This is a genomic window from Mycobacterium sp. NGS48, assembly GCF_059812585.1.
Genome location: NZ_JCALCY010000003.1, coordinates 68,349 through 90,996 on the forward strand (window position 1 = coordinate 68,349; position 22,648 = coordinate 90,996).

The following is a 22,648-nucleotide window of genomic DNA, read 5'->3' on the forward strand; positions in this document are numbered from 1 at the left end:
CACGCCGCGTCGGAGCCGAAACAACGACTGCGCATTGTTTGACCAGGTCATTGGTGGCTTCGGCGAAGGAGGTCTGGGCGCGTGGACCAATACCCGACGATGGGGGTGCCGAACACCGGCGATACCGCTTGGATGCTGGCCAGCTCCGCGCTGGTGCTGTTGATGACACCGGGCCTGGCCTTTTTCTATGGCGGCATGGTCCGCGCCAAGAGCGTGCTGAACATGATCATGATGAGCGTCAGCGCGATGGGCGTGGTGACGGTGCTGTGGGTGCTCTACGGCTACTCGCTCGCCTTCGGCGACGATGTCGGGTCCATCGCGGGCAATCCGACCCAATACTGGGGCCTCAGGGGGCTCATCGGCGTCAATGCCGTCGCAGCCGACCCGGCCGGCCACTCGGCGTCCGTCGAGATTCCGCTGGCGGGAACCGTGCCGCAAAGCGTGTTCGTCGCATTCCAGCTGATGTTTGCGATCATCACGGTGGCGCTGATCTCCGGAGCCGTGGCCGATCGGTTGAAGTTCGGCAGCTGGATGCTGTTCGCCGCACTGTGGGCGAGTTTCGTGTACTTCCCGGTCGCGCACTGGGTCTTCGCGTTCGACAAGGTGACGGCGGCGCACGGCGGGTGGATCGCCAACAAGCTGCACGCCATCGACTTCGCCGGTGGTACCGCCGTCCACATCAACGCCGGCACGGCGGGCCTGGTGCTGGCCATCATCCTCGGTAAGCGCAGGGGCTGGCCTGCCATGCCGATGCGGCCGCACAACTTGCCGCTGGTGATGCTCGGCGCCGGTTTGCTGTGGTTCGGCTGGTATGGCTTTAACGCCGGTTCGGCGCTGTCCGCCAACGGCGCCGCCGGCTCGACGTTCATTACCACCACGGTCGCGACGGCCGGGGCGATGCTCGGCTGGCTACTCACCGAACGGATCCGCGACGGCCACGCGACGTCACTCGGGGCCGCGTCGGGCATTGTGGCCGGGCTGGTCGCGATCACGCCGTCATGTTCGTCGGTCAACGTAGTGGGCGCGCTGGTGATCGGCGCGGTGGCCGGCGTCGCATGCGCGTTGGCCGTCGGCCTGAAATACCGATTCGGTTTTGACGATTCGCTCGACGTGGTCGGGGTGCACCTGGTCGGCGGTCTGGTGGGCACCTTGCTGGTGGGCTTGCTCGCGGCCCCGGAAACCGTTGCCATCGCCGGCGTCGCAGGGGTGTCGCCGGGTTTGCTCTATGGCGGCGGTTTCGATCAGCTGTGGCGGCAGATCATCGGCGCAGGCGGTGTTCTCGTCTATTCGGCTATCGGCACCGCTATCTTGGCTCTGATCGTGAAATACACGATCGGACTGCGACTGGGTGCAGAGGATGAAACCTCAGGCATCGACGAAGCTCAACACGCCGAAGGTGGCTACGACTTCGCTGTTGTCGGCAGTTCGGTTCTCGCACATCACGACGTAGCGGACGGAGCAGAGGGACACAACGATGAAGCTGATTACCGCGATCGTCAAGCCGTTCACGCTGGAAGACATCAAGGCCAGCCTGGAGGAGGCGGGACAACTGGGGATGACGGTCAGCGAAGTCCAGGGCTACGGACGGCAGAAAGGTCACACTGAGGTTTACCGCGGTGCTGAATACTCGGTTGATTTCGTGCCGAAGGTGCGAATCGAGGTCTTGGTCGACGACTTTGCCGCCGACAAGGTCGTCGACAGTATCGTGCGAGCGGCGCGCACCGGCAAGATCGGTGACGGCAAAGTATGGGTCTGCCCCGTGGAAACCGTGGTGCGGGTGCGCACCGGCGAGCGTGGGCCGGATGCGATATGAGATTCGTTCTGACTTTCTGCCCCCGGCCGGGCTGCAATGACATCACGCGGCCAGGACCCGCCAGGGCCGGGTGAGTGGGAGACAGGGACAGGCGGAAGTACCAGCGCGGCAATCGATTTAGTCGCGGCCCGGGAGCAGCTGCTCGCCGCCGCGCCGGACCAGCTGGATTCGCGGGCGCTGCGCAAAGCCTGGGGAGAGCTGCACGAGTCCTGGCTGGCCGCGAAGGCGACCGAGATCGGTATCACCACCGGCAGCGGGTTTGCTGTCGTCGCCACTGGTTCTCTGGGCCGTCGCGAGCTGCCGCCGTATTCCGACCTGGACCTGGTGCTCATGCACGACGACATGCCGGAAGGAATCATCGAGCAGATCGCTGAGTCCTTGTGGTATCCGCTGTGGAATGCCAACATTCGTCTCGACCACAGTGTGCGCACGGTCGCCGAGGCACTGGAGGTCGCGGGTGCGGACATTTCCGCGGGCCTGGCGATGCTCGACATTCGCCACATCACCGGCGATCAGCGGTTATCGACCCGGCTGATCGACGGCGTGCGCCACCAGTGGCGAACCGGAATACGTTCCCGCTTCGAGGAACTCGTCGATGCGACGCAATCCCGGTGGCACCGCAGTGGCGAAATCGCGCACCGCGCCGAACCCGACCTGAAATGCGGCCGCGGCGGCCTACGTGACGTTCAGCTGCTCGACGCGCTGGCCATCGCCCAGCTGGCCGACCGCCTCCCGTCGGGCAGTCCGACAGCCTCGCTGACCGGTGCATACCTCAACCTGCTCGACGTCCGCACCGAACTGCACCGCGTTTCGCGGCGCGGGCGTGATCTGCTGCTGGCCCAGTACGCCGACGAGATCAGCGAGGTGCTGCATGTCGGCGACAGATACGACCTATCGCGCCTGCTGTCCGACGCGGCCCGGACCATCAGCTACCGCGTCGACGCCGGGTTGCGGACCGCTGCCAATGCGTTGCCGCGCCACGGGATGTCGAGTGTGCGGCGGCGGCTGCGCCGACCGCTGGACGACGGCGTGGTCGAGCATGCCGGGGAAGTGGTGCTTGCCCGCCAAGCCCGGCCCGAACGTGATCCCGGTCTGGCGTTGCGAGCAGCGGCTGCATCGGCCGTCACGGGATTACCCATCGCGGCGTCCACGCTGAACCGGTTGGCCCATACTGCAGCGGAACTGCCCACGCCCTGGCCGCGCGAGGCGTTGGACGACCTACTGGTTCTGCTGGCTGCCGGCCCCGCGGTGGTGACGACGATCGAAGCGCTCGATCGCACCGGCTTGTGGGGCCGGCTATTCCCGGAATGGACCGCAATCCGAGACCTGCCACCACGTGACATCGCCCATGTCTGGACAGTGGACCGCCATCTGGTCGAAACTGTCGCCCGCGCAAGGATTTTCACGACCCGGGTGGCGCGACCCGACCTACTGGTGCTTGCCGCGTTGCTGCATGACCTCGGGAAGGGCCGAGGCGCCGATCACAGCGTTGTCGGTGCCCAGTTGGCCACTCAGATCGGTACCAGGCTGGGCATGTGGCCCTCGGACGTCGAGATGCTTTCGCGGCTGGTGTTGCATCACCTGCTGTTGTCGAAGGTCGCCACCAGGCATGACCTGAACGACCCGGAAGTCATTTCGAACGTCGCGGACTCCCTCGACGGCGACCCGGTACTGCTCGACGTGCTGCACGCGCTCACCGAAGCCGACGCGCTGGCCACCGGCCCTGCAGTGTGGAGCGATTGGAAAGCATCGCTGGTCGGCGAGCTGGTGCGGGGCTGCCGGTTGGTGATGGCCGGTGAGCCGCTGCCGCAGCCCGACCCGATCGATCCTGATTATCTTTTGCTGGCAGCGGACCACGGAGTGCATGTCGAGATCGGCAGCGGCGGCGGACGACGCACCTACCGGGTGACGATGATTGCCCCCGATCAACGCGGCCTGTTGTCGAAAGCCGCTGGCGTGCTGGCGTTGAACAGGCTGCGAGTCCATTCGGCCTCGGTGAACATTCATGACGGTTCGGCCATCAACGAGTTCGTGGTGTCGCCGCACTTCGGGGCGCCGCCGGCCACTGGACTGCTGCGCCAGCAGTTCGTCAGCGCCCTGGACGGCGACCTCGACGTCCTCAGCGCGCTGGCGCAGCGTGACGGCGATGCCCGGCCCGTCCGCGACGTGCCGACCGGAGTTCCTGCCGATCTGCCAACCGCCCCGCCACGGGTTTTGTGGTTCGACGGCACGGGCAACCGGCTGAGCGTCGAGATCCGCGCCACGGACCGCGCCGGCTTGCTCGCGCGGGTGGCCGGGGTGTTGGAGCGGGGCGGAGCGGACATCATCTGGGCGAAGGTCGCCACCCGGGGTTCGACGGTGGACGACACGTTCTGCGTCGTGCTGCCGACCGGGACGGCCACGCAAACCGCCAGGGTGCGAGCGGCGATCGAGCGGGAATTGGTCGCGATGTTGCGCCGTAGCGACTGATGCCGGCGTCACGCCCGCGTCCAACGCAGCCGCCGTCGGCAAGCCACTAGGCTGGCGACGTGTTTGAATCGCTGTCCGACCGCCTCACCGGTGCACTGCAGGGGCTGCGCGGCAAGGGCCGGCTGACCGACGCCGACATCGACGCCACCACCCGCGAGATCCGGCTGGCGCTGCTGGAAGCCGACGTGTCGCTGCCGGTGGTGCGGGGTTTCGTCAGCCGGATCAAAGACCGCGCCAAGGGCGCTGAGGTCTCTGCGGCGCTCAACCCCGCGCAGCAGGTCGTCAAGATCGTCAACGAAGAGCTCATTGGCATCCTGGGTGGCCAGACCCGCCAATTGGCGTTCGCCAAGACCCCGCCGACCGTGGTGATGCTGGCCGGCCTGCAAGGCTCGGGTAAGACGACGTTGGCCGGAAAGCTGGCCGCGTGGCTGCGTGGCCAGGGCCACACGCCGCTGCTGGTGGCCTGCGATCTGCAGCGGCCGGGCGCCGTCAACCAGTTGCGCATCGTCGGCGAACGGGCCGGCGTCGCGGTGTTCGCGCCGCATCCGGGCACCTCCGTTGAAGCGGACCCGACGCAGCAGGCCGGCCCCGGTGATCCGGTCGCCGTCGCGGCGGCGGGGCTTACCGAGGCGCAGACCAAACATTTCGACGTCGTCATCGTCGACACCGCCGGGCGGCTGGGCATCGACGACGAGATGATGACCCAGGCCGCCGCCATCCGCGCGGCCGTCGACCCCGACGAGGTGCTGTTCGTTCTCGACGCGATGATCGGCCAGGACGCCGTCACCACCGCCGAGGCATTCCGTGAGGGTGTCGGTTTCACCGGCGTGGTGTTGACCAAGCTGGACGGCGACGCTCGCGGCGGTGCCGCGCTGTCGGTTCGCGAAGTAACCGGTGTGCCAATCCTTTTCGCGTCCACCGGCGAGAAGCTGGAGGACTTCGACGTCTTCCATCCCGACCGGATGTCCAGCCGCATCCTGGGCATGGGCGACGTGTTGAGCCTGATCGAACAGGCCGAGCAGGTCTTCGATGCACAGCAGGCCGAGGCCGCCGCGGTCAAGATCGGGTCCGGCGAGCTGACGCTGGAGGACTTCCTCGAACAGATGCTGGCGATTCGCAAAATGGGTCCGATCGGCAACCTGCTGGGCATGCTGCCCGGCGCCGGCCAGATGAAGGACGCGCTGGCCGCCGTCGACGACACACAACTCGACCGGCTGCAGGCCATCATCCGGGGGATGACCCCGCAGGAGCGGGCCGATCCGAAGATCATCAACGCGTCGCGCCGGCTGCGCATCGCCAACGGCTCCGGGGTGACGGTGTCAGAGGTCAACCAGCTCGTCGACCGCTTCTTCGAGGCCCGCAAGATGATGTCGTCGATGGTGGGCTCGATGGGAATTCCCGGCCTTGGCCGTAAGTCATCTTCCCGAAAGAGCAAGGGCGGCAAAGGGAAAAAGAACAAGAAGCGCGGACCGACGCCACCCAAGGCACGGAGTCCCTTCGGCCCCGGGATGCCGGCGATGCCCGCCGGTTTCCCCGACCTCTCCCAGATGCCCGAGGGTCTCGACGAATTGCCGCCCGGATTGGCCGATTTCGACTTGTCCAAGCTGAAGTTCCCGGGCAAGAAGTAGCCGCATGGGGCTCCACGTGCGCGGCCGCGGGTTGCCCGACGGCGAACCGGTGCAGTGGTGGATTGCCGACGGGAAGCTCAGCGCCGAGCCGGTCGCCGACGCTGACACCGTTTTCGACGGCGGTTGGATCATTCCCGGGCTCGTCGACGCGCACTGCCACCTCGGCATTGGTCCCGACGGACCGGTCGGAAGAGACGAGGCCATCCGGTACGCCGAGACCGAGCGCGGCGCCGGGGTGTTGCTCCTACGTGACCCCGGGGTGCCGATCGACACCCGGAGCCTCGATGACCGTGACGACTTGCCCCGCATCATCCGTGCCGGGCGTCATCTGGCCCGGCCCAAGCGCTATATCCCAGGCCTGTCGATCGACGTCGAGGACGAAGCACAGCTTCCCGCAGCGGTGGCCGAACAGGCGCAGCGCGGCGACGGGTGGATCAAGTTGATCGGCGACTGGATCGACCGCGCGGTGGGCGATCTGGCGCCGTTGTGGTCCGACGACGTACTCGAGGCGGCAATCGACGCCGCGCACGCCCACGGCGCGCGGGTGACCGCCCATGTCTTCGGCGAAGACGCCCTGCCGGGACTGCTCAACGCCGGCATCGACTGCATCGAGCACGGCACCGGGCTCACCGACGACACCGTCGAGTTGATGCTCGAACACAACACCGCCCTGGTGCCGACGCTGATCAACGTCGAAAACTTCCCCGGTATCGCCGATTCCGCCGGGAAGTATCCGGTCTATGCGGCTCATATGCGTGACCTGTACGCGAAGAGCAAGCAGCGGCTGTCCGCGGCCCGCCAGGCCGGCGTACCGATCTACGCCGGCAGTGACGCGGGCGGCATGGTCAGCCACGGTCGGATCGCTGACGAGGTCGACGCGCTCACCGGGATCGGGATGACCGCCACCGAGGCGCTGGGCGCTGCCTGCTGGGACGCCCGTCGTTGGTTGGAACGGCCGGGCCTGGAGCACGGCGCATCCGCGGACCTGTTGTGCTACAGCGACGATCCCCGCCGCGGTGCGGCCGTGCTGAACCGGCCGGACGTGCTGATTCTGCGTGGGCGGGTGTTCTGACCGGCGCATCCGGCGACGGCCCGTTAGCATCGAAGGATGTCGTTGGCCGCCGGCGCGACGTTTGCTGGATACACCATCGAGAAATTCCTGGGCTTCGGCGGGATGGGCGAGGTCTACCTGGCTCGGCACTCCACCCTGCCGCGTGAGTTCGCCTTGAAGGTGCTGCCTGTCGCAGCGTCAGCCGACGACGGTTTACGCCGGAGGTTCACCGCCGAGACGTGGGCGGTGACGACGCTGTATCACCCGAACATCGTCGAGGTGGCCGACCGCGGTGAATCCGACGGCCACCTGTGGGTCGCGATGGATTACGTCAACGGGATCACCGCGGCCCAACTCGTCGCCGACCGCTACCCGGCCGGCATGCCGACCGGTGAAGCCCTTGTCGTCGTCGCAGCCGCGGCCGGCGCGCTCGACTACGCCCACCGACGGGGGATCCTGCACCGCGGCGTCAAACCCACCAACATCTTGCTTACCGACCCGCAGGAGGGTGAACAACGGATCCTGTTGACCGACTTCGGACTAGCCCGATATTCGGGTCAGCAGCGTGAAACGGCCGCCTATGCCGCGCCGGAACAGTTGACCGGTGGGTCCATCGATGGGCGCGCCGATCAGTACGGCTTGGCGGCCACCGCTTATCACCTGTTCACCGGTGGGCCGCCGCAGCATTCCGGCTTCGCGCCACCGAAGCTCAGCGACCGGCGACCCGAGCTGGCGCGGCTCGACGAGGTATTGGCCACCGCCATGGCCAACAATCCCGCCGACCGGTTCGGACGCTGCAGCGAGTTCGCCGCGGCCCTGTCCGAGCGGGCCGGCGGGTGGATGGGCGATCGCAGCCCGGAAGCGGTTTTCGGCGTCGTTGACTATCCGGACGACCCGGAGCCCGAAACAGCCGCTGCCACAGCGCCGGTACCGGCGAAGCGCACACGGCGCTGGACTTTGCTGGGGTCCGCGGCCGGGGCGGCGCTGCTGCTCTTACTCACCGGTCTGCTGGCCGGCATCATGATCGGCCGAAAGCACGACGCGTCGCCCGCACAGGCGGACGGCCCCTCGATGCCTCAGGCTCCGGCGGCCCTCCCGACGAGCAGCGCCCCCGCGCTACCTCCGGCGAGCCAACAGCTCAATGGCACCTACCAAGTAGACGTCAACCGCGCCCAGCAGACATTCAACGATCTTCCTGATCCGCAACCGCCCAACGTCACGACATGGTGGGCGTTTCACTCGTCGTGCACGTCGACTGGTTGTGTTGCCACCGGGATCCAGCTCGACGACCAGGACCACCAGAACCCACACCGAACAGCCGGGCTTCGGCCACTTGTCTTCGATTTCCACGACGGCGCCTGGCAGTCACGCCCGGAAACTCTGCAGTTCCCCTGCGTAGGACCCAACGGAGCGGCGGATAAGCAGACCATGACCCAGGTGTTGTCACTTGAGCCGCAGAGTCACGGCCCGTTGCGCGGCGTGATGACGGTGACGGTCCAAACCGATGAGTGCGGCCAGCAGGGCGGCCGGATCGTGATTCCGGCGGTGGCCGGACGGCTGGGGCCGGTGGCGCCCGGGGTCACGGTGCCCGGTGTGCCACCGGTCGCGGAGTCTCCGGCGCCGAGCACCCCGAGTCAACCCACGGCGTCCAGCCAAACCCCACCTACGCCGGGCCGCTGAACCTCCGAGCGTCAAAAGATTGTGAGCGCTTACTATCTATGTTAGCGTGGGCGAAAGTGATGAGGAGGAGCGGCGCAATGACTTACGACGTGATCGTGCGCGACGGCTTGTGGTTCGACGGCGCCGGTAACCCACCACAGATCCGCACGCTGGGCATTCGCGACGGCGTCGTGGCGACGACTTCGGCGGGCGCGCTCGACGAGACCGGCTGCCCCGAGGTGATCGACGCCGCGGGCAAATGGGTCGTCCCCGGCTTCATCGATGTGCACACGCACTACGACGCCGAGGTACTACTGGATCCCGGATTGCGGGAATCGGTGCGACACGGTGTCACCACGGTGCTGTTGGGGAACTGCTCGCTGTCGACGGTCTACGCCGACTCCGCTGATGCCGCCGACTTGTTCGCCCGGGTCGAGGCGGTGCCCCACGAATTTGTGCTCGGTGCGCTGGAAGACAACAAGACCTGGTCCGGGCCCGCCGACTATGTCCGGGCACTCGATGCGCTGCCGCTGGGGCCGAATGTGGGCTCGCTGCTGGGGCATTCGGATCTGCGGACGGCGGTGCTGGGGCTGGACCGCGCCACCGACGACACCACCAGGCCGACCGACGCCGAACTCGACCGGATGGCGGCCATGCTGGATGAGGCGCTGGACGCCGGCCTGCTCGGCATGTCCGGGATGGACGCGGCCATCGACAAGCTCGACGGTGATCGCTACCGATCGCGGGCGCTGCCGTCGACGTTCGCGACCTGGCGGGAGCGCCGAAAGCTGATCAATGTGCTGCGCAAGCGTGGTCGGATTTTGCAGAGCGCTCCCGACGTTGCCAATCCGCTCTCGGGGCTGCTGTTCTTTTTGTCCAGCAGCGGATTGTTCGGACGCCGCAAGGGAGTTCGGATGAGCTTGCTGGTGTCGACCGACGCGAAGTCGATGCCGGGAGCGGCCACTGTCTTCGGGCCGATCATCCGGCTACTCAACACAGTTCTCGGTGCCAGTGTGCGGTTTCAACACCTTCCGGTGCCGTTCGAGCTGTATTCCGACGGCATCGATCTTCCCGTCTTCGAAGAGTTCGGGGCGGGCACCGCGGCGCTGCATCTTCGCGATCAACTGGAGCGCAATACGCTGCTGAAGGACACCGCATACCGTCGCAACTTCCGCCGCGAATTCGACCGCCGTAAGCTCGGGCCGACGTTGTGGCACCGCGACTTTCACGACGCCGTGATCGTCGAATGCCCCGACAAGGCGTTGATCGGCAAGAGCTTCGGGCAGATCGCCGACGAGCGCGGGCTGCACCCGCTCGATGCATTCCTGGACGTACTCGTCGATAACGGTGAGCGCAATGTCCGGTGGACCACCATTGTCGCCAACCACCGGCCCAAGCAGCTCAACAAGCTGGCCGCAGACCCCAGCATCCACATGGGGTTTTCCGATGCCGGCGCGCATCTTCGCAACATGGCGTTCTACAACTACGGTGTGCGACTGCTCAAACGCACGCTGGATGCCACGCAGGCGGGGGCGCCGTTCCTCACCCTCGAACATGCCGTGCACCGGCTGACCTCCGAGGTGGCCGACTGGTTCGGTCTGGATGCCGGCACGCTGCGGCACGGTGACCGTGCCGACTTCGCGGTGATCGATCCGGCCGGTCTCGACGATGCGGTGGACGGCTACTACGAGGAGAAGGTGCCGTTCTACGGCGATCTGAGCCGGATGGTGAATCGCAATGACGCCGCCGTCGTCGCTACCGCGGTCGGCGGTGAGATTGTGTTCCGCAACGGCCGCTTCCGCGACGGCTACGGCACGACGGTGAAGTCCGGCCGTTTCCTGCGTGCGGGCACCCGTCAACTACAGCAGGCGTGAGATGGCCCGAACCCAGCAGCAGCGCCGCGAGGAGACCGTTTCGCGCCTGCTCGACGCCAGCATTGCGACGATCACCGAAGTCGGCTACGCCCGCGCCTCGGCCGCGGTGATCACCAAGCGCGCCAACGTGTCTGTGGGCGCACTGTTTCGGCACTTCGACACCATGGGTGATTTCATGGCGGCCACCGCCTACGAAGTGATGCGCCGCCAACTCGACGAGTTCAGCAAAAAGGTCGCCGAAATACCGTCCGACAAGCCGGTTCTGGAGGCTGCGCTGGCGATCCTGCGCGATCTCACGGCAAATTCGACGAATACCGTGATGTACGAACTCATGGTTGCCGCACGCACCGACGAAAAACTCAAAGCCACGTTGCAAAACGTTCTGGCACAGTACGGCGCCAAGATCCACGACGCGGCGAAGGCGCTGCCCGGCGCCGACAGCATCCCCGAAGATGTCTTCCCCGCGCTGGTGGCGGTGCTGACCAATACGTTCGACGGGGCCGCTTTGGTGCGGGCGGTGTTGCCGCAACCCGAAATCGAAGCTCAGCGGATCGCGCTCTTGGCGTCACTGTTGAGCGGAATGTACGTCGCCGACGCCCCAGCGGGCTAAGGCCCCGGCTATATCCCGGAAAGCCTGCCCAGCGCATCGTCCAGGGTGCGGCACAGCGACATGATCTCGTTGAGGCCCAGCAGGGTGAGCGGCCGATGGGTGGCCGGCCCGTCGGCGACGACGGCGAAACGGTCCGTGTCACCGATGTTTTCGTGGGCGGTGATGATGACACTGATCCCCGCCGACCCGAGGAACTCCACCCGGGAGAGGTCGACAACCAAACCGGCCGGGCTTTTCGCCATTGCGGCATCGAGCGCCTCGGTCAACCAGGGGGCGCTGAGCATGTCCACGCTGCCACTCACCGCGACCACCGCCAGCTGATCAACCCAGTGCTCGTCGACGTTGAAGTCATTCTTGCCGGGCTGTGGTGTGGAACCCGGTGGAGCCTGCTGGTGTTCGGCCATCATTTCCTCGTTCCTTGCACGCGTCTGCGCGGCATGCTCGCGGCGCCGGCATGTTCGGCCGTGGGCTGTGGCCTCAACCCGATAACCAGCGCCGACGGCTGCCAGCGCACGCCGCACACCCGACTCGCGGACAACAGGATGCCACGGCATCAGAAGACTAGCCCACAAAGCTGCAATCCACAGGGGAGGGGATGGGTTTGGGAGCGTCGCTGCACTCAGAGGGCGCCGATGCCCGACTGGGGGCCCAGCGCGAAGCCCCAGTCGAGCAGGCTGGCGGCCTGATCCCAGTAGGACGGGCCGCCGTCGCGGACCAGTCCGTACATCATCGCGATCACCAACCGGCGGCCGTCGCGCGCCGCGGCGCCGACGAACGTCTTGCGGGCGGCGTCGGTGAAGCCGGTCTTGCCGCCGATCGCGCCCGGATACCGGTAAAGCAACTCGTCCTGGTTGACGATCTGGTGTTCGCCATTATCACCGGGGAACATCGCGGAGGGCTGGGCCGTGATCTGCGCGAACACCGGGTTGGCCAGCGCCGCGCGGAAGATGACCGCCAGGTCGTGCGCGGTCGAAGCGCCTGAACCGCCGGGCCCGTCGAGTCCGGACGGGGTGGCCGCGTGGGTGCTGGTCGCGCCCAGGGCGCCAGCCTTGGCGTTCATCTTGGCCACCGCGGTCTGTTGACCGCCCAGCATCCGCGCCAGCGTGTTCGCGGCGTCATTGCCCGACACCAGCAGCAGACCGTCCAGCAACTGGCGTGCCGTGTAGGTGCGGCCGGCCTTGACGCCGACGCAGTTGCACTCGACGTGGGTGTCGGACTCGTCGGCGGCCACGGTGGAATCCAGGCTCAGCTCGTCGAGGGCGGCCAACGCCAGCAGCACTTTGATGGTGCTGGCCGGCGGGTGCCCGACGTTCTCGTCGCGACCGGCCAGCACCCGGCCGGAATCCAGGTCGGCGACGATCCACGTCTGTGCCGGGCCGTCCGGGATGGGCACCGAGCCGACGGGCTGCACGCTGGTATCGGCGCGGGCCGTCGCGCAGCTGATCGCCAGAAGAGCCGCCACCGCGGCAAAGAGCCTCCGCATGGGCGATTAGCCTAACCGCCATGGTGAGTCAGGACGAGATCTCCGACCGCTGGGAAATCCAGCAGCTGCTGGTGGACTACTCCACGGCGATCGATCTGCGCCGCTTCGATGACCTGGATGCGGTATTCATTCCGGACGCCTACATCGACTACCGGGCAATGGGCGGCATCGACGGGCAGTACCCGCAGGTGAAGGCCTGGCTGGCGGAGGTGCTGCCCAATTTCGCCAACTACGCCCACATGCTGGGTTTGCCGTCGATCCGGGTCGACGGTGACTCCGCGAGCGCGCGGACCTTCTGCTTCAACCCGATGGTGTTCGGCGGAGAGACGCCCAGCACCATGCTGCTGGGCCTGTGGTACGACGACGAGTTCGTCCGCACCTCCGATGGCTGGCGGATGAGTCGGCGTGTCGAGACCAAGTGCTTCGACCGGCGCCCCTGACCTCCGCCGAGCAGACGCAGAATCGCACGATTCCGCCCTTGGACATGCGACTCTGCGTCTGTTCGCGCCAAAGGGCGGCGTTCTGGCACAATGAGCGGCTGCACACGCGAGGCAAAACCGGATCCCGGCATCCTGCCCGGATCGCTGAATTGCAGCGTGACACGCATAGGAGAAGTCGCTAACCATGGCTGTGAAGATCAAGCTCACCCGGCTTGGCAAGATCCGCAATCCCCAGTACCGCATCTCGGTCGCCGACGCGCGCACCCGTCGCGACGGCCGTGCCATCGAGGTCATCGGCCGTTATCACCCCAAGGAAGAGCCGAGCCTCATCGAGATCGACTCCGAGCGCGCCCAGTACTGGCTCTCGGTCGGTGCTCAGCCCACCGAACCCGTGCTCAAGCTGCTGAAGATCACCGGTGACTGGCAGAAGTTCAAAGGGCTGCCCGGCGCCGAGGGCCGGTTGAAGGTCGCCGAAGCCAAGCCAAGCAAGCTGGAGCTGTTCAACGCCGCGCTGGCTGCCGCCGAGGGTGCGCCGAGCACCGAGGCCGCAACGCCCAAGAAGAAGAAGGCTCCGGCCAAGAAGGCCGCCGATAAACCGGCCGATAAAGCCGACGAATCCGAGCCGGCCGCCGAGCAGGCCGAGCAGGCCGAGCCGGCCGCCGAAAGCTGATCATGGCCACCGTCGTCGTTGACGCCGTCGAACATCTGGTCCGCGGGATCGTCGACAACCCCGACGATGTTCGGGTCGACATGGTCACCAACCGGCGTGGCAGGACCGTGGAAGTGCACGTTCATCCCGACGATCTCGGCAAGGTGATCGGCCGCGGCGGGCGCACCGCGACTGCGTTGCGCACGCTGGTGGCCGGGATCGGCGGTCGTGGGATCCGCGTCGACGTGGTGGACACCGACCAGTAGCCCCGATGGAGCTGCTGGTCGGGCGGGTGGCTAAAGCGCACGGCATCACCGGCGAGGTCGTCGTCGAGGTCCGCACCGACGATCCCGAGACCCGGTTTGCGCCGGGAACGGTCTTGCGCGCCAAGGGATCCGACGGCGGAGAGCGCAGCTATGTCGTCGACACCGCCCGTGCGCACGGCGGACGGCTGCTGGTTCGGTTGGTTGGAGTCGGCGACCGCGACTCCGCCGATGCGCTGCGCGGCACCCAGTTCCTCGTCGACTCGCAGGACCTGCCGCCCATCGACGAGCCGGATACCTACTACGACCACCAGCTGGAAGGTCTTGCGGTGCGCACGATCACCGGACAGGACATCGGCAGCGTCACCGAGGTACTGCACACCGCCGCCGGTGAGTTGCTGGCGGTCCGCCGCGACGACGCGGCCGAGCTGCTGGTGCCGTTCGTCGGCGCGATCGTCACCTCGGTGTCGCTGGACTCTCACACCATCGAGATCGATCCGCCCGACGGACTGCTGGACTTGGGGCAGTGAGGGGCACATCGACATGAAAATCGACGTCGTGACGATCTTCCCAAGCTACTTGGACCCGCTACGACAATCGTTGCCGGGCAAGGCAATCGAATCGGGTCAGGTGCAGCTCGGGGTGCACGACTTGCGACGCTGGACCCATGACGTACACCGTTCGGTGGACGACACGCCCTACGGCGGCGGTCCGGGAATGGTGATGCGAGCGCCGGTCTGGGGCGAAGCGCTGGACGAAATCTGTTCGGAGGACACCCTTCTCGTCGTCCCGACGCCGGCCGGCACGCCTTACCGGCAGGAGACCGCCCAACGGTGGAGCAGCGAGGCGCATCTGGTGTTCGCGTGCGGACGCTATGAGGGCATCGACCAACGTGTCATCGACGACGCCGCTCGACGGATGCGGGTGGAAGAAGTTTCGATCGGCGACTATGTGTTGCCCGGAGGGGAATCTGCGGCGCTGGTGATGATCGAGGCGGTCATCCGGCTACTGCCGGATGTCATCGGCAATCCGCAGTCGGTTCAAGACGATTCGCATGCCGGTGGCCTGCTGGAGGGCCCGTCGTATACCAGGCCGCCCAGCTGGCGCGAACTCGACGTGCCCGAGGTGCTGCTGTCCGGCGACCACGCGCGCATCGCCGAATGGCGGCGGGCGGCCGCACTGCAGCGCACCCGGGAGCGTCGGCCGGACTTACTGCAATAGGGGTGCCGCGCCGATGGGGCTCAGATCCGGCCGGTCGGGAACATCGTCTTGACCGCTTGGGTGATCGTGGCCCGCGCGGTGGCCTCATCGGACGGCTGCAGCGACTCGATCACCATGATGTAGCGCCGATCCGCGCCGATAACGCCGGTCGACAAGTGCATCCAATCGCTGCCGATGCAGCACATCCATCCCTGTTTGACGGCAACCGGTTCGGCGTACAAGCCGTCCGGGATGCCGAACCGCTGCGGGTAGCCGTCGATGCCGATCGGGGTGGACCGGGTCAGATTCTGCACGATGATGTCGGCCTGGTCCGTCGGCAGGCCGCCGGACCCACTGAGCAGCATGTCGTAGTAGCGGATCAGATCGGATGCCGAACTCATGGTGTCCCACCAGCGCCCGTCGCCCGGTGGTGTCGTGGCGGTCAACCCATACCGCTCGGCGACCTCGGCGATGATCGCCTGGCCGCCGCGCTGATTCCAGAAATTCTCAGCAGCGTTGTCGTCCGAAGATCGCAGCATGATGTCGAGCGCTTGTCGGTCCGCCGGCGACAGCCGGATCCTGCCCTGGGATTCGGCCAGCAGCAGATCGTCGGCGATGAACAGTTTGGCCACCGACGCGATGCCGATCAGCTTGTCCCTGCCATTGGAGAACATCCGGCTGGTGTTGCGGTCGAAGAGCGCCACCGAGATCGTCGCGCCGTCCGCGGCGGCCTCGTCGGTGGCCTGCTGGATGCGCCTTTGCAGCCCGCCCAGCGCCGCGCCGAACTCGACGAACGCCGACTCGGGCGGGATCAGCGCAGCCACCAGCGGGGCTACCCGGCTCGTCCGGGGTTCCGCCGGCCTGGCGGTGGATGCGCCGTACACCTTGGCTTCGCAGCCGGCCACCAACACCGTCAGCGCCGCTGCCGCGGCGATGAGCAGCATCGGGGCCCGCGCTCGCATGCGTCTCCTCGAAAGAGTTGCAAGAAACACCTGAACTGGGGGTTGCCACCAGCCGCCCGGCTGTCGGACGCGGTGGTCAGGCCCCTTAATGTGTACCACCCGGCCACCCTTTCGGATGGCAGGCCTGAGCGGTGATTTTGCCTGATTTCACTGCGTGCGCGCCATCTGGCACAATTGACCAGTTGTCTCCAGCGGTTGCCGGGCGGCCGGGCTGCTTCCGCCTGCTGCGAGATGCGTCAAGATGCCCGAATCCATCGGCTCGGTTGACCGCCCATGCGCCGCCGGCGCGGGCAGAAACCCCAGCCGCGAACCGCAAGGAAGTGTCTTCGGAAATGAACACGCTGGACTTCGTCGACAACGCGTCGCTGCGCGACGACATCCCGGCCTTCAGCGCCGGCGACACGGTCAACGTGCACGTCAAGGTGATCGAGGGCGCCAAGGAGCGCATCCAGGTGTTCAAGGGTGCGGTGATCCGCCGCCAGGGCGGCGGTGTCCGCGAGACGTTCACGGTGCGCAAGGAAAGCTACGGCGTCGGCGTGGAACGGACTTTTCCGGTGCACTCGCCCAACATCGACCACATCGAGGTCGTGACCCGCGGCGATGTCCGTCGGGCCAAGCTGTACTACCTGCGGGAGCTTCGCGGCAAGAAGGCCAAGATCAAGGAAAAGCGCTGAATCGCGGCCCCTTCGACGTCGGGCGGATGCGGCTGACGGCGGCGCGAACCGCCCTGGCTACGCTGATCTGGTGACCGAAACCACGGACTCGTCATCCGAGCGCGAACCCGATTCCGGTCCGGCGGAGCCCAACATCGCCACCCGAGAGCCCGACGCGAACATTGCCGACGAGCCGAAAGGCAATAAGCGGGCGGCGCTGCGCGAGGTCGCGATCCTCGCGGCGATCGCGGTGATTCTGTACTACGTCATGTTGACGTTCGTGGCGCGGCCCTACCTCATTCCGTCGGAATCGATGGAACCCACGCTGCACGGGTGCTCGGGCTGTGTCGGCGACCGCATCATGGTCGACAAGGTCAGCTACCACTTCGGATCGCCGCAACCCGGCGACGTCGTCGTGTTCAAGGGACCGCCCTCGTGGAACCTCGGCTACAAGTCGATCCGCTCACACAACACCGTGGTGCGTTGGCTGCAAGACGGGTTGTCGTTCGTCGGATTCGTGCCGCCCGACGAGAACGACCTGGTCAAACGAGTCATCGCGGTGGGCGGCCAGACCGTGCAGTGCCGCAACGAGGGCGGGTTGACGGTCGACGGCGCGCGGTTGACCGAACCGTATCTGGATCCGGCCACGCTGATGACCGACCCCGCGGTGTACCCATGCCTGGGCAACGAGTTCGGGCCGGTCACCGTCCCGCAGGGCCGGTTGTGGGTGATGGGCGATAACCGCACCCACTCGGCGGACTCCCGCGCCCATTGCACCAGCACCCCGGCCGATGCGATGAAGGGCCTGCTGTGCACTGGCGATCCGGTGTCTGGCACGGTGCCGGTGGCCAATGTGATCGGCAAGGCCAGGTTCATCGTGTGGCCACCGTCGCGCTGGGGTGGTGTGCGTTCGGTCAATCCACAGCAGAGCCAGTAGCCATGGCCACCACCTGGCCGCCGCGGACGGTGATCCGCAAATCCTCGGGCTTGCGCACCTTGGAGTCCGCTCTGTACCGCAACGGTTTGGGACCGGTGGTCGGGGTCGACGAGGTCGGTCGCGGAGCCTGCGCGGGCCCGCTGGTCGTCGCGGCGTGTGTGTTGGGTGCCGGCCGGCTGGAAAGCCTTGCTCTGCTTGATGATTCGAAAAAGCTCACCGAAAAAGCGCGGGAGAAGCTGTATCCGCTGATTCGCCGTTACGCGCTGGCTTACCACGTGGTGTTCATCCCGTCCACCGAGGTGGACCGGCGCGGAGTGCACGCGGCCAACATCGAGGGCATGCGACGCGCGGTGGCCGGCCTGCCGGTGCGCCCGGGGTATGTGCTGTCCGATGGCTTCCGGGTGCCGGGACTGCCGGTGCCGTCGCTGCCGGTCGTCGGTGGCGATGCGGCGGCCGCCTGCATTGCTGCTGCCAGTGTGCTGGCCAAGGTCAGCCGGGACCGGTTGATGGTGGCGATGGATGCCGAGCATCCCGGCTACGGCTTCGCCGAGCACAAGGGCTACAGCACGCCGGCCCACTCCGCGGCGTTGACCGAGCTTGGTCCCTGTGCCGAGCACCGTTATTCGTTCATCAACGTCCGCCGGGTGGCGACCGGATCGGGTACCCGGGTAGTGGCCGAGTGCCGGCCCGGCGATCCGGACCAGCCGGGCCCGGCGATGGGGCTAGCCTGACGACGATGCGGTCCATCCAAACGGCCCGGGAAAGCCGGGTCATCACATCGAGCCGAGTAAAAGGACGACCGAGCAGATGAGTGCCGAAGATCTCGAAAAGTACGAAACCGAGATGGAGCTCTCGCTGTACCGCGAATACAAAGACATCGTGGGCCAGTTCAGCTACGTCGTGGAAACCGAGCGGCGGTTCTACCTGGCCAACAGCGTCGAGATGGTGCCACGCAACGCCGACGGCGAGGTGTACTTCGAGCTGCGGTTGGCCGACGCGTGGGTCTGGGACATGTACCGGCCGGCGCGGTTCGTCAAGCAGGTGCGGGTGGTCACCTTCAAGGACGTCAATATCGAAGAGGTGGAAAAGCCCGAGTTGCGCTTGCCCGAGTAGCCGCAGGTCAGCTCTCCAGCGACGGCTGGTCGTCGCTGAAGGCCGGGTTGCCGCGATGCTCGATGACCGTTCGTGCCACGTCGGCCAGTTTGATGTTCAGGTCCTGCGAGTAGCGCCGCAGCACATCGAACGCCTCGTCCTCGGAAACCCCGTGCAGCAGCATCAACATGCCCACCGCCTTGCCGATCTCCCGGTTGCTCAGTAGCCCCCGCCGCAGGGTGGTGACGTCCTCGCCTGCGGCGATGGCGTTGATCGCCACACTGGCGAAGGACGCCAGCACGATCGCCTGACCGGCGGACTGGGTGTTGAAGCCGTTGGGAGTGTCACTGAACAGGTTCAGCGCGCCGGACTTGCGGCGATCGACCAGGATTCGAAAGCCCATCGCTGCGCGGACCGGCGTCTCGTCGAGTAGGCGGGCGGCCAGTTTGGGCCATTGGCACGGTGTGGCCAGGTCGGTTTCGATCTGCGGAGTCTCCTCCTCGATCGCGTCGAGGCACGGCCCTTCGCCGACTGCGCGTTCCAGGTCGTCGATGTGCTGCGCGACCTGGTCGCTGGCGCCGACAGTCACGTAGCGATCGCCGCGGCGCACCAGCAGGCTGGCGTGGTCGCAGCCGGACACGATCAGGGTGGCCGCGATGCAGATAGCCGCATACACCTCGCCGGGGTCCGAGCCTTGGTAGATGATTTCGGCCAGCGCGGCGAACACCGTCGCGGGGTCGGCTTTGACCGGCTGCGATATTGCCTCGGAGTTGCTATTGGCCTCTTCTGCCACGTTCTTCCTCATTTCAGGTGCTGCCCCCGTTGAGGAACTCGCACGTCGTCCGTCGCCTGATCGGCCGGAAACCACGGTATACCGGGCGTCGGCCCGGCTGGCTGGATCAGTCGACAACGGTGATGTCAGCCGGCGGCCGGCGAGCGGGGTATGACGCTCTTCGTACGCAGCTTCGCAGCGACGTTACTGACACCACGTCCTGCCAGCGTACCCAGCAGGGCTTCACCGAACATGCCGGGAGACATGACACCGGAGGCCGCCGGAACGGCTGCGGCGCTGGTGCTCGGCAAGGTTAGTGCCGCGGGGCTAACCGTCGGGGTGGCCGTGGCGGCCCAGGTTTGCGGGACCGACAAAGTGCCGACCAGGCTGGCCCGCCCCGTCACCGCCGACACGGTCGGCGCACCAACATTCGCCGGTCCGGCAGACGATGCCAGTGTCAGCGGCCCGGCCGGCCCTCCCAGGAATGGTCCTATTCCTTGCGTGGCGTCGCGTTCGGCATTGATCGCCACTGCGTGGTTCGTCACGCCTATCGACGATCCAGAAAAGGATGCACTGGTAATGGACGCGGCGCCGCTCGTCGAACTCACGGTGTCGTTGAAGACGTCGGTCGGAGTCAGCAACGGAGTAGGCGCGGGCGCCGCAGGTTGCTGCAGCGTCGTGGGTAGTTGTGCGACCGACTGCGCTGGGCTGCCGGCCGAATGCGCGGCCGCAGCGGTTTGTGCGGCCACCCCGGCGGGGTCCGTGGTCCGTGGCGGGTTGATAAACGGTGTGAGCCTCGATGCGGTGCCTGATGAAGCGGCGTAGCCGTACATCGCGGCGGCGTCTTGAGCCCACATTCCGTCGTACTGGGCTTCGGTTGCCGCGATCGCCGGGCTGTTCTGACCGAAAAAGTTGCTCGCCACCAGCGACTGCAGTTGCGTGCGATTGGCTTCGACCAGCGGCGGGGGCACCGTCATTGCGAAGGCGGTTTGGTAGGCGCCTGCGGCGGTCGTGGCCTGTAACGCGGTCTGCTCGGCCTGAGCCGCGGTGCTGTGCATCCACGCCACGTAAGGCGCAATCGCATTCGCCATCATCATCGACGACGGGCCCTGCCAGCCGCTGGTTGTCAGGCCGGTGATCACTGACCCGTAACCGGCGGCCGACGCATTCAGTTCGTGGGCCAGCTGGCTCCATGCGGAGGCCGCGGCCAACATTGGGGACGAACCGGGACCGGCATAAATTCTGGAAGAGTTGATTTCTGGGGGCAATGCTCCAAAGTCCATGTCTGCAAACCTTTCTCAATCGGATGTTATTAGTGGTGTCGTCGTCATCCGGCGGCCGGCGAGCGGACGATCACCGGTTTACTTTTCGCGCGGGGACCGTCGAACCCGGATCGAGACAGCGTCCCCAAGACGGATTGGCTGAACGCATTTCCAGGAACGGGCGGCATATTCGTGGCCGTTGCCGGCGTTGCGCCGACGGACTCCGGCATGGTCAGTGCGACCGTTCGGATCTCTGGCGCGGCCATAGTCCAATTGGACGGCACTGACAACGACCCGACGGCGCTGGCCCGGCCTATCCCCGCTGATACGGGCGGGCCGAGTCCTCTCACAGGAGCGGTCGAGACAAGGCGGCCACCAGACAGGGCAGATTTTTCCGCGTCCCGGGCCTCTTGGAACGCGAGCCGCTCATCTTGGATCACGATGCTGCGCCCGGTGTTTGCGGCGTTGCTCGTCGAGAACACCGTGTTCATGATCTTGGTGACCGAAAGACCGGTGCTGAGTGCCGACGAGGGCGACAGCGAAGCAGCGGGTGCGGCGAGTTGCTGCAGCGTGGCGGGCGTAGCGGACATCAGCTGCGGCACTGTCGTCGGCTGCGCCGCGACGGCATTGCTGACGGCGTTGACGACCGCACCGGATTGGGCCGCTAGCCCGGTCGGATCGGTAGTGGGTCGCGGGGAGACGAATGAGGTCAACCGAATCGCCGCCGCCGAGGACCCGGCGTAGCCATACATGGCGGCCGCGTCTTGGGTCCACATCTCGGCGTAATGCGCTTCGGTCGCCGCGATCGCCGGCGTGTTCTGCCCGAAGAAATTCGTCGCAACCAGAGCCATCAGCAAGCTGCGGTTGGCGGCAATCACCGGCGGTGGAACGGTCATCGCGAACGCCAGTTCGTAGGCGGCTGCTGCCTCCTTCGCCTGGATGGCGGTCTGCTCGGCCAGAGCCGCGGTGCTGTGCAGCCACGCCACATGCGGTGCCGCCGCGGCGGCCATCGACAACGACGCCGGTCCCAGCCACCCGCCACTACTCAATTCGGAGACGATGGAACCGTATCCGGCCGCGGTCGCAGACAGCTCTACGGCCAGCGCATCCCAAGCCGCCGCGGCGGCCAGCATCGGGCCTGCGCCCGGGCCGAAATACATTCTGGCTGAGTTGATCTCCGGTGGTAAGGCCCCGAAATCGAACACGAGCCCGCCAGCTCAGCCGGTTGCGATGACGTTGGCGGCCTCGGTAGCCGCATAGGAGCCGGCGCTGGTGCCCAAGGCGGTGACGAACATCTCGTGAATGGCCGAGGATTGGGCACTGACCGCTTGATACAGCTGGGCGTGCGCGGCGAACTGCGCTGCGGTCAGCGCCGAAACTTCATCTGCGGCAGCGGGAATCACTCCGGTGGTCGGAGCGGCCGCGGCGGCGTTCTGAGCGGTCATTGCTGAGCCGATCCCCTGTAGGCTGCTTGCTGCTGCGGTAAGCATTTCCGGTTGCGCGGTAACGAAAGACATGACTATTCCTTTCTGGATGACGTTGGTCGTTGCGGCGGTGCCGAGAAAGCTTCCGGGGGTGCACGAACTGGGAGGCAATGCACCACAGGGAATTTCGAGGAAATAGTCAGGCCGCCATTCCGCAGCGGCGTAGGACGCCTAAAAAAGATGCTGGAATGTCGTGCCATTCGCCGCTACCCGCCTTCCACCCCGACTCACTCACGGGTAGAAGCCATCAGCCAGGTGCGGCGGTTAAGGCGAGCTTCATCGCCTAGCGGGATGCTACGCCGCGTTCAACCAGGCGCGCAATCAATTGTGGATCGACAGCCAACTGG

General features: G+C 66.4%; 24 protein-coding genes and 1 riboswitch. Of the genes, 17 read left to right on the forward strand and 7 right to left on the reverse strand.

Translation table 11 applies throughout. The annotated features are described in order from the left end of the window. The first annotated feature begins 81 nt into the window (after positions 1–81). From AC5Y42_RS07150 to AC5Y42_RS07185, 8 genes are read left to right on the forward strand one after another with little or no spacing between them, the layout of a single operon-like run. Positions 82–1,605: an ammonium transporter gene (locus tag AC5Y42_RS07150; RefSeq protein ID WP_499896905.1), complete on the forward strand. Its 1,524-nt coding sequence runs from the start codon at positions 82–84 to the stop codon at positions 1,603–1,605. Next, on the forward strand, positions 1,532–1,813 hold the full coding sequence (locus AC5Y42_RS07155) for a P-II family nitrogen regulator (RefSeq protein ID WP_499886305.1): 282 nt from the start codon (positions 1,532–1,534) through the stop codon (positions 1,811–1,813). The genes AC5Y42_RS07150 and AC5Y42_RS07155 overlap by 74 nt, the downstream gene beginning before the upstream one ends. A 36-nt stretch (positions 1,814–1,849) precedes the next feature. Then, positions 1,850–4,282, forward strand: a complete 2,433-nt coding sequence (locus AC5Y42_RS07160) for a [protein-PII] uridylyltransferase (protein ID WP_499896906.1) — start codon at positions 1,850–1,852, stop codon at positions 4,280–4,282. A 59-nt stretch (positions 4,283–4,341) separates the two neighbouring features. Beyond that, the gene (gene ffh / locus AC5Y42_RS07165) at positions 4,342–5,910 is read left to right on the forward strand and encodes a signal recognition particle protein (RefSeq protein ID WP_499896908.1); all 1,569 of its coding nucleotides are present in this window, start codon (positions 4,342–4,344) and stop codon (positions 5,908–5,910) included. Positions 5,911–5,914: 4 nt separating this feature from the next. Next, positions 5,915–6,982 (forward strand): metal-dependent hydrolase family protein, encoded by a 1,068-nt coding sequence (locus tag AC5Y42_RS07170; RefSeq protein WP_499896910.1) that lies wholly within the window; start codon positions 5,915–5,917, stop codon positions 6,980–6,982. 36 nt (positions 6,983–7,018) lie between these two features. Beyond that, positions 7,019–8,641: a serine/threonine-protein kinase gene (locus tag AC5Y42_RS07175; RefSeq protein WP_499896911.1), complete on the forward strand. Its 1,623-nt coding sequence runs from the start codon at positions 7,019–7,021 to the stop codon at positions 8,639–8,641. 38 nt (positions 8,642–8,679) lie between these two features. After that, entirely contained in the window at positions 8,680–10,494 is a 1,815-nt protein-coding gene (locus AC5Y42_RS07180; protein ID WP_499896913.1) for an N-acyl-D-amino-acid deacylase family protein, read from the forward strand. Position 10,495: 1 nt separating this feature from the next. Further along, positions 10,496–11,104 carry a TetR/AcrR family transcriptional regulator gene (locus AC5Y42_RS07185; RefSeq protein ID WP_499896915.1) on the forward strand — a complete coding sequence of 203 codons (609 nt, stop codon included), beginning with the start codon at positions 10,496–10,498 and terminating at the stop codon, positions 11,102–11,104. Positions 11,105–11,112: 8 nt separating this feature from the next. Here the strand turns inward: AC5Y42_RS07185 and AC5Y42_RS07190 are convergent, their stop codons facing one another. Then, entirely contained in the window at positions 11,113–11,511 is a 399-nt protein-coding gene (locus tag AC5Y42_RS07190) for an STAS domain-containing protein (protein WP_499896916.1), read from the reverse strand. Positions 11,512–11,723: 212 nt separating this feature from the next. After that, entirely contained in the window at positions 11,724–12,587 is an 864-nt protein-coding gene (locus AC5Y42_RS07195) for a D-alanyl-D-alanine carboxypeptidase family protein (protein ID WP_499896918.1), read from the reverse strand. A 20-nt stretch (positions 12,588–12,607) separates the two neighbouring features. Here AC5Y42_RS07195 and AC5Y42_RS07200 point away from each other — a divergent pair, with 20 nt between their 5' ends. The 5 genes from AC5Y42_RS07200 to trmD all read left to right on the forward strand — a co-directional run bounded on the left by AC5Y42_RS07200 (position 12,608) and on the right by trmD (position 15,160). Beyond that, entirely contained in the window at positions 12,608–13,027 is a 420-nt protein-coding gene (locus AC5Y42_RS07200; RefSeq protein WP_499896919.1) for a nuclear transport factor 2 family protein, read from the forward strand. Positions 13,028–13,211: 184 nt separating this feature from the next. Then, on the forward strand, positions 13,212–13,697 hold the full coding sequence (gene rpsP / locus AC5Y42_RS07205) for a 30S ribosomal protein S16 (RefSeq protein ID WP_499896920.1): 486 nt from the start codon (positions 13,212–13,214) through the stop codon (positions 13,695–13,697). Between the two features lie 2 nt (positions 13,698–13,699). After that, positions 13,700–13,942, forward strand: a complete 243-nt coding sequence (locus tag AC5Y42_RS07210; RefSeq protein ID WP_065015852.1) for an RNA-binding protein — start codon at positions 13,700–13,702, stop codon at positions 13,940–13,942. Between the two features lie 5 nt (positions 13,943–13,947). After that, positions 13,948–14,469, forward strand: a complete 522-nt coding sequence (gene rimM, locus AC5Y42_RS07215) for a ribosome maturation factor RimM (RefSeq protein ID WP_499896921.1) — start codon at positions 13,948–13,950, stop codon at positions 14,467–14,469. A 13-nt stretch (positions 14,470–14,482) separates the two neighbouring features. Then, positions 14,483–15,160 (forward strand): tRNA (guanosine(37)-N1)-methyltransferase TrmD, encoded by a 678-nt coding sequence (gene trmD / locus AC5Y42_RS07220; protein ID WP_499896922.1) that lies wholly within the window; start codon positions 14,483–14,485, stop codon positions 15,158–15,160. 20 nt (positions 15,161–15,180) lie between these two features. On the opposite strand, the gene AC5Y42_RS07225 is transcribed toward trmD, so the two are convergent. Then, positions 15,181–16,101: a serine hydrolase gene (locus AC5Y42_RS07225; RefSeq protein ID WP_499896924.1), complete on the reverse strand. Its 921-nt coding sequence runs from the start codon at positions 16,099–16,101 to the stop codon at positions 15,181–15,183. A 332-nt stretch (positions 16,102–16,433) separates the two neighbouring features. Here AC5Y42_RS07225 and rplS point away from each other — a divergent pair, with 332 nt between their 5' ends. The 4 genes from rplS (at position 16,434) to AC5Y42_RS07245 (ending at position 18,804) form a co-directional block, all read left to right on the forward strand. Further along, entirely contained in the window at positions 16,434–16,775 is a 342-nt protein-coding gene (rplS, locus tag AC5Y42_RS07230) for a 50S ribosomal protein L19 (protein ID WP_499896925.1), read from the forward strand. Positions 16,776–16,845: 70 nt separating this feature from the next. After that, positions 16,846–17,691: a signal peptidase I gene (gene lepB / locus AC5Y42_RS07235; protein WP_499896927.1), complete on the forward strand. Its 846-nt coding sequence runs from the start codon at positions 16,846–16,848 to the stop codon at positions 17,689–17,691. A gap of 2 nt (positions 17,692–17,693) precedes the next feature. Continuing rightward, a complete protein-coding gene (locus tag AC5Y42_RS07240; protein ID WP_499896929.1) occupies positions 17,694–18,422 on the forward strand; it encodes a ribonuclease HII in 729 nt (242 codons plus the stop codon). Positions 18,423–18,498: 76 nt separating this feature from the next. Next, positions 18,499–18,804, forward strand: coding sequence for a DUF2469 domain-containing protein (locus tag AC5Y42_RS07245; RefSeq protein WP_012393608.1), 306 nt, complete (start codon positions 18,499–18,501; stop codon positions 18,802–18,804). Between the two features lie 7 nt (positions 18,805–18,811). Here AC5Y42_RS07245 and AC5Y42_RS07250 read toward each other — a convergent pair whose 3' ends face one another. The 4 genes from AC5Y42_RS07250 to AC5Y42_RS07265 form a co-directional block, all read right to left on the reverse strand. Then, entirely contained in the window at positions 18,812–19,576 is a 765-nt protein-coding gene (locus AC5Y42_RS07250; protein WP_499896930.1) for a GAF and ANTAR domain-containing protein, read from the reverse strand. A 125-nt stretch (positions 19,577–19,701) separates the two neighbouring features. After that, entirely contained in the window at positions 19,702–20,838 is a 1,137-nt protein-coding gene (locus AC5Y42_RS07255) for a PPE family protein (protein WP_499896932.1), read from the reverse strand. A 44-nt stretch (positions 20,839–20,882) separates the two neighbouring features. Further along, on the reverse strand, positions 20,883–22,022 hold the full coding sequence (locus AC5Y42_RS07260; RefSeq protein ID WP_499896933.1) for a PPE family protein: 1,140 nt from the start codon (positions 22,020–22,022) through the stop codon (positions 20,883–20,885). 12 nt (positions 22,023–22,034) lie between these two features. Next, positions 22,035–22,334, reverse strand: a complete 300-nt coding sequence (locus tag AC5Y42_RS07265; protein WP_499896935.1) for a PE family protein — start codon at positions 22,332–22,334, stop codon at positions 22,035–22,037. 198 nt (positions 22,335–22,532) lie between these two features. Then, a riboswitch (Fluoride riboswitch) is annotated at positions 22,533–22,594 on the reverse strand. Positions 22,595–22,648 lie beyond the last annotated feature (54 nt).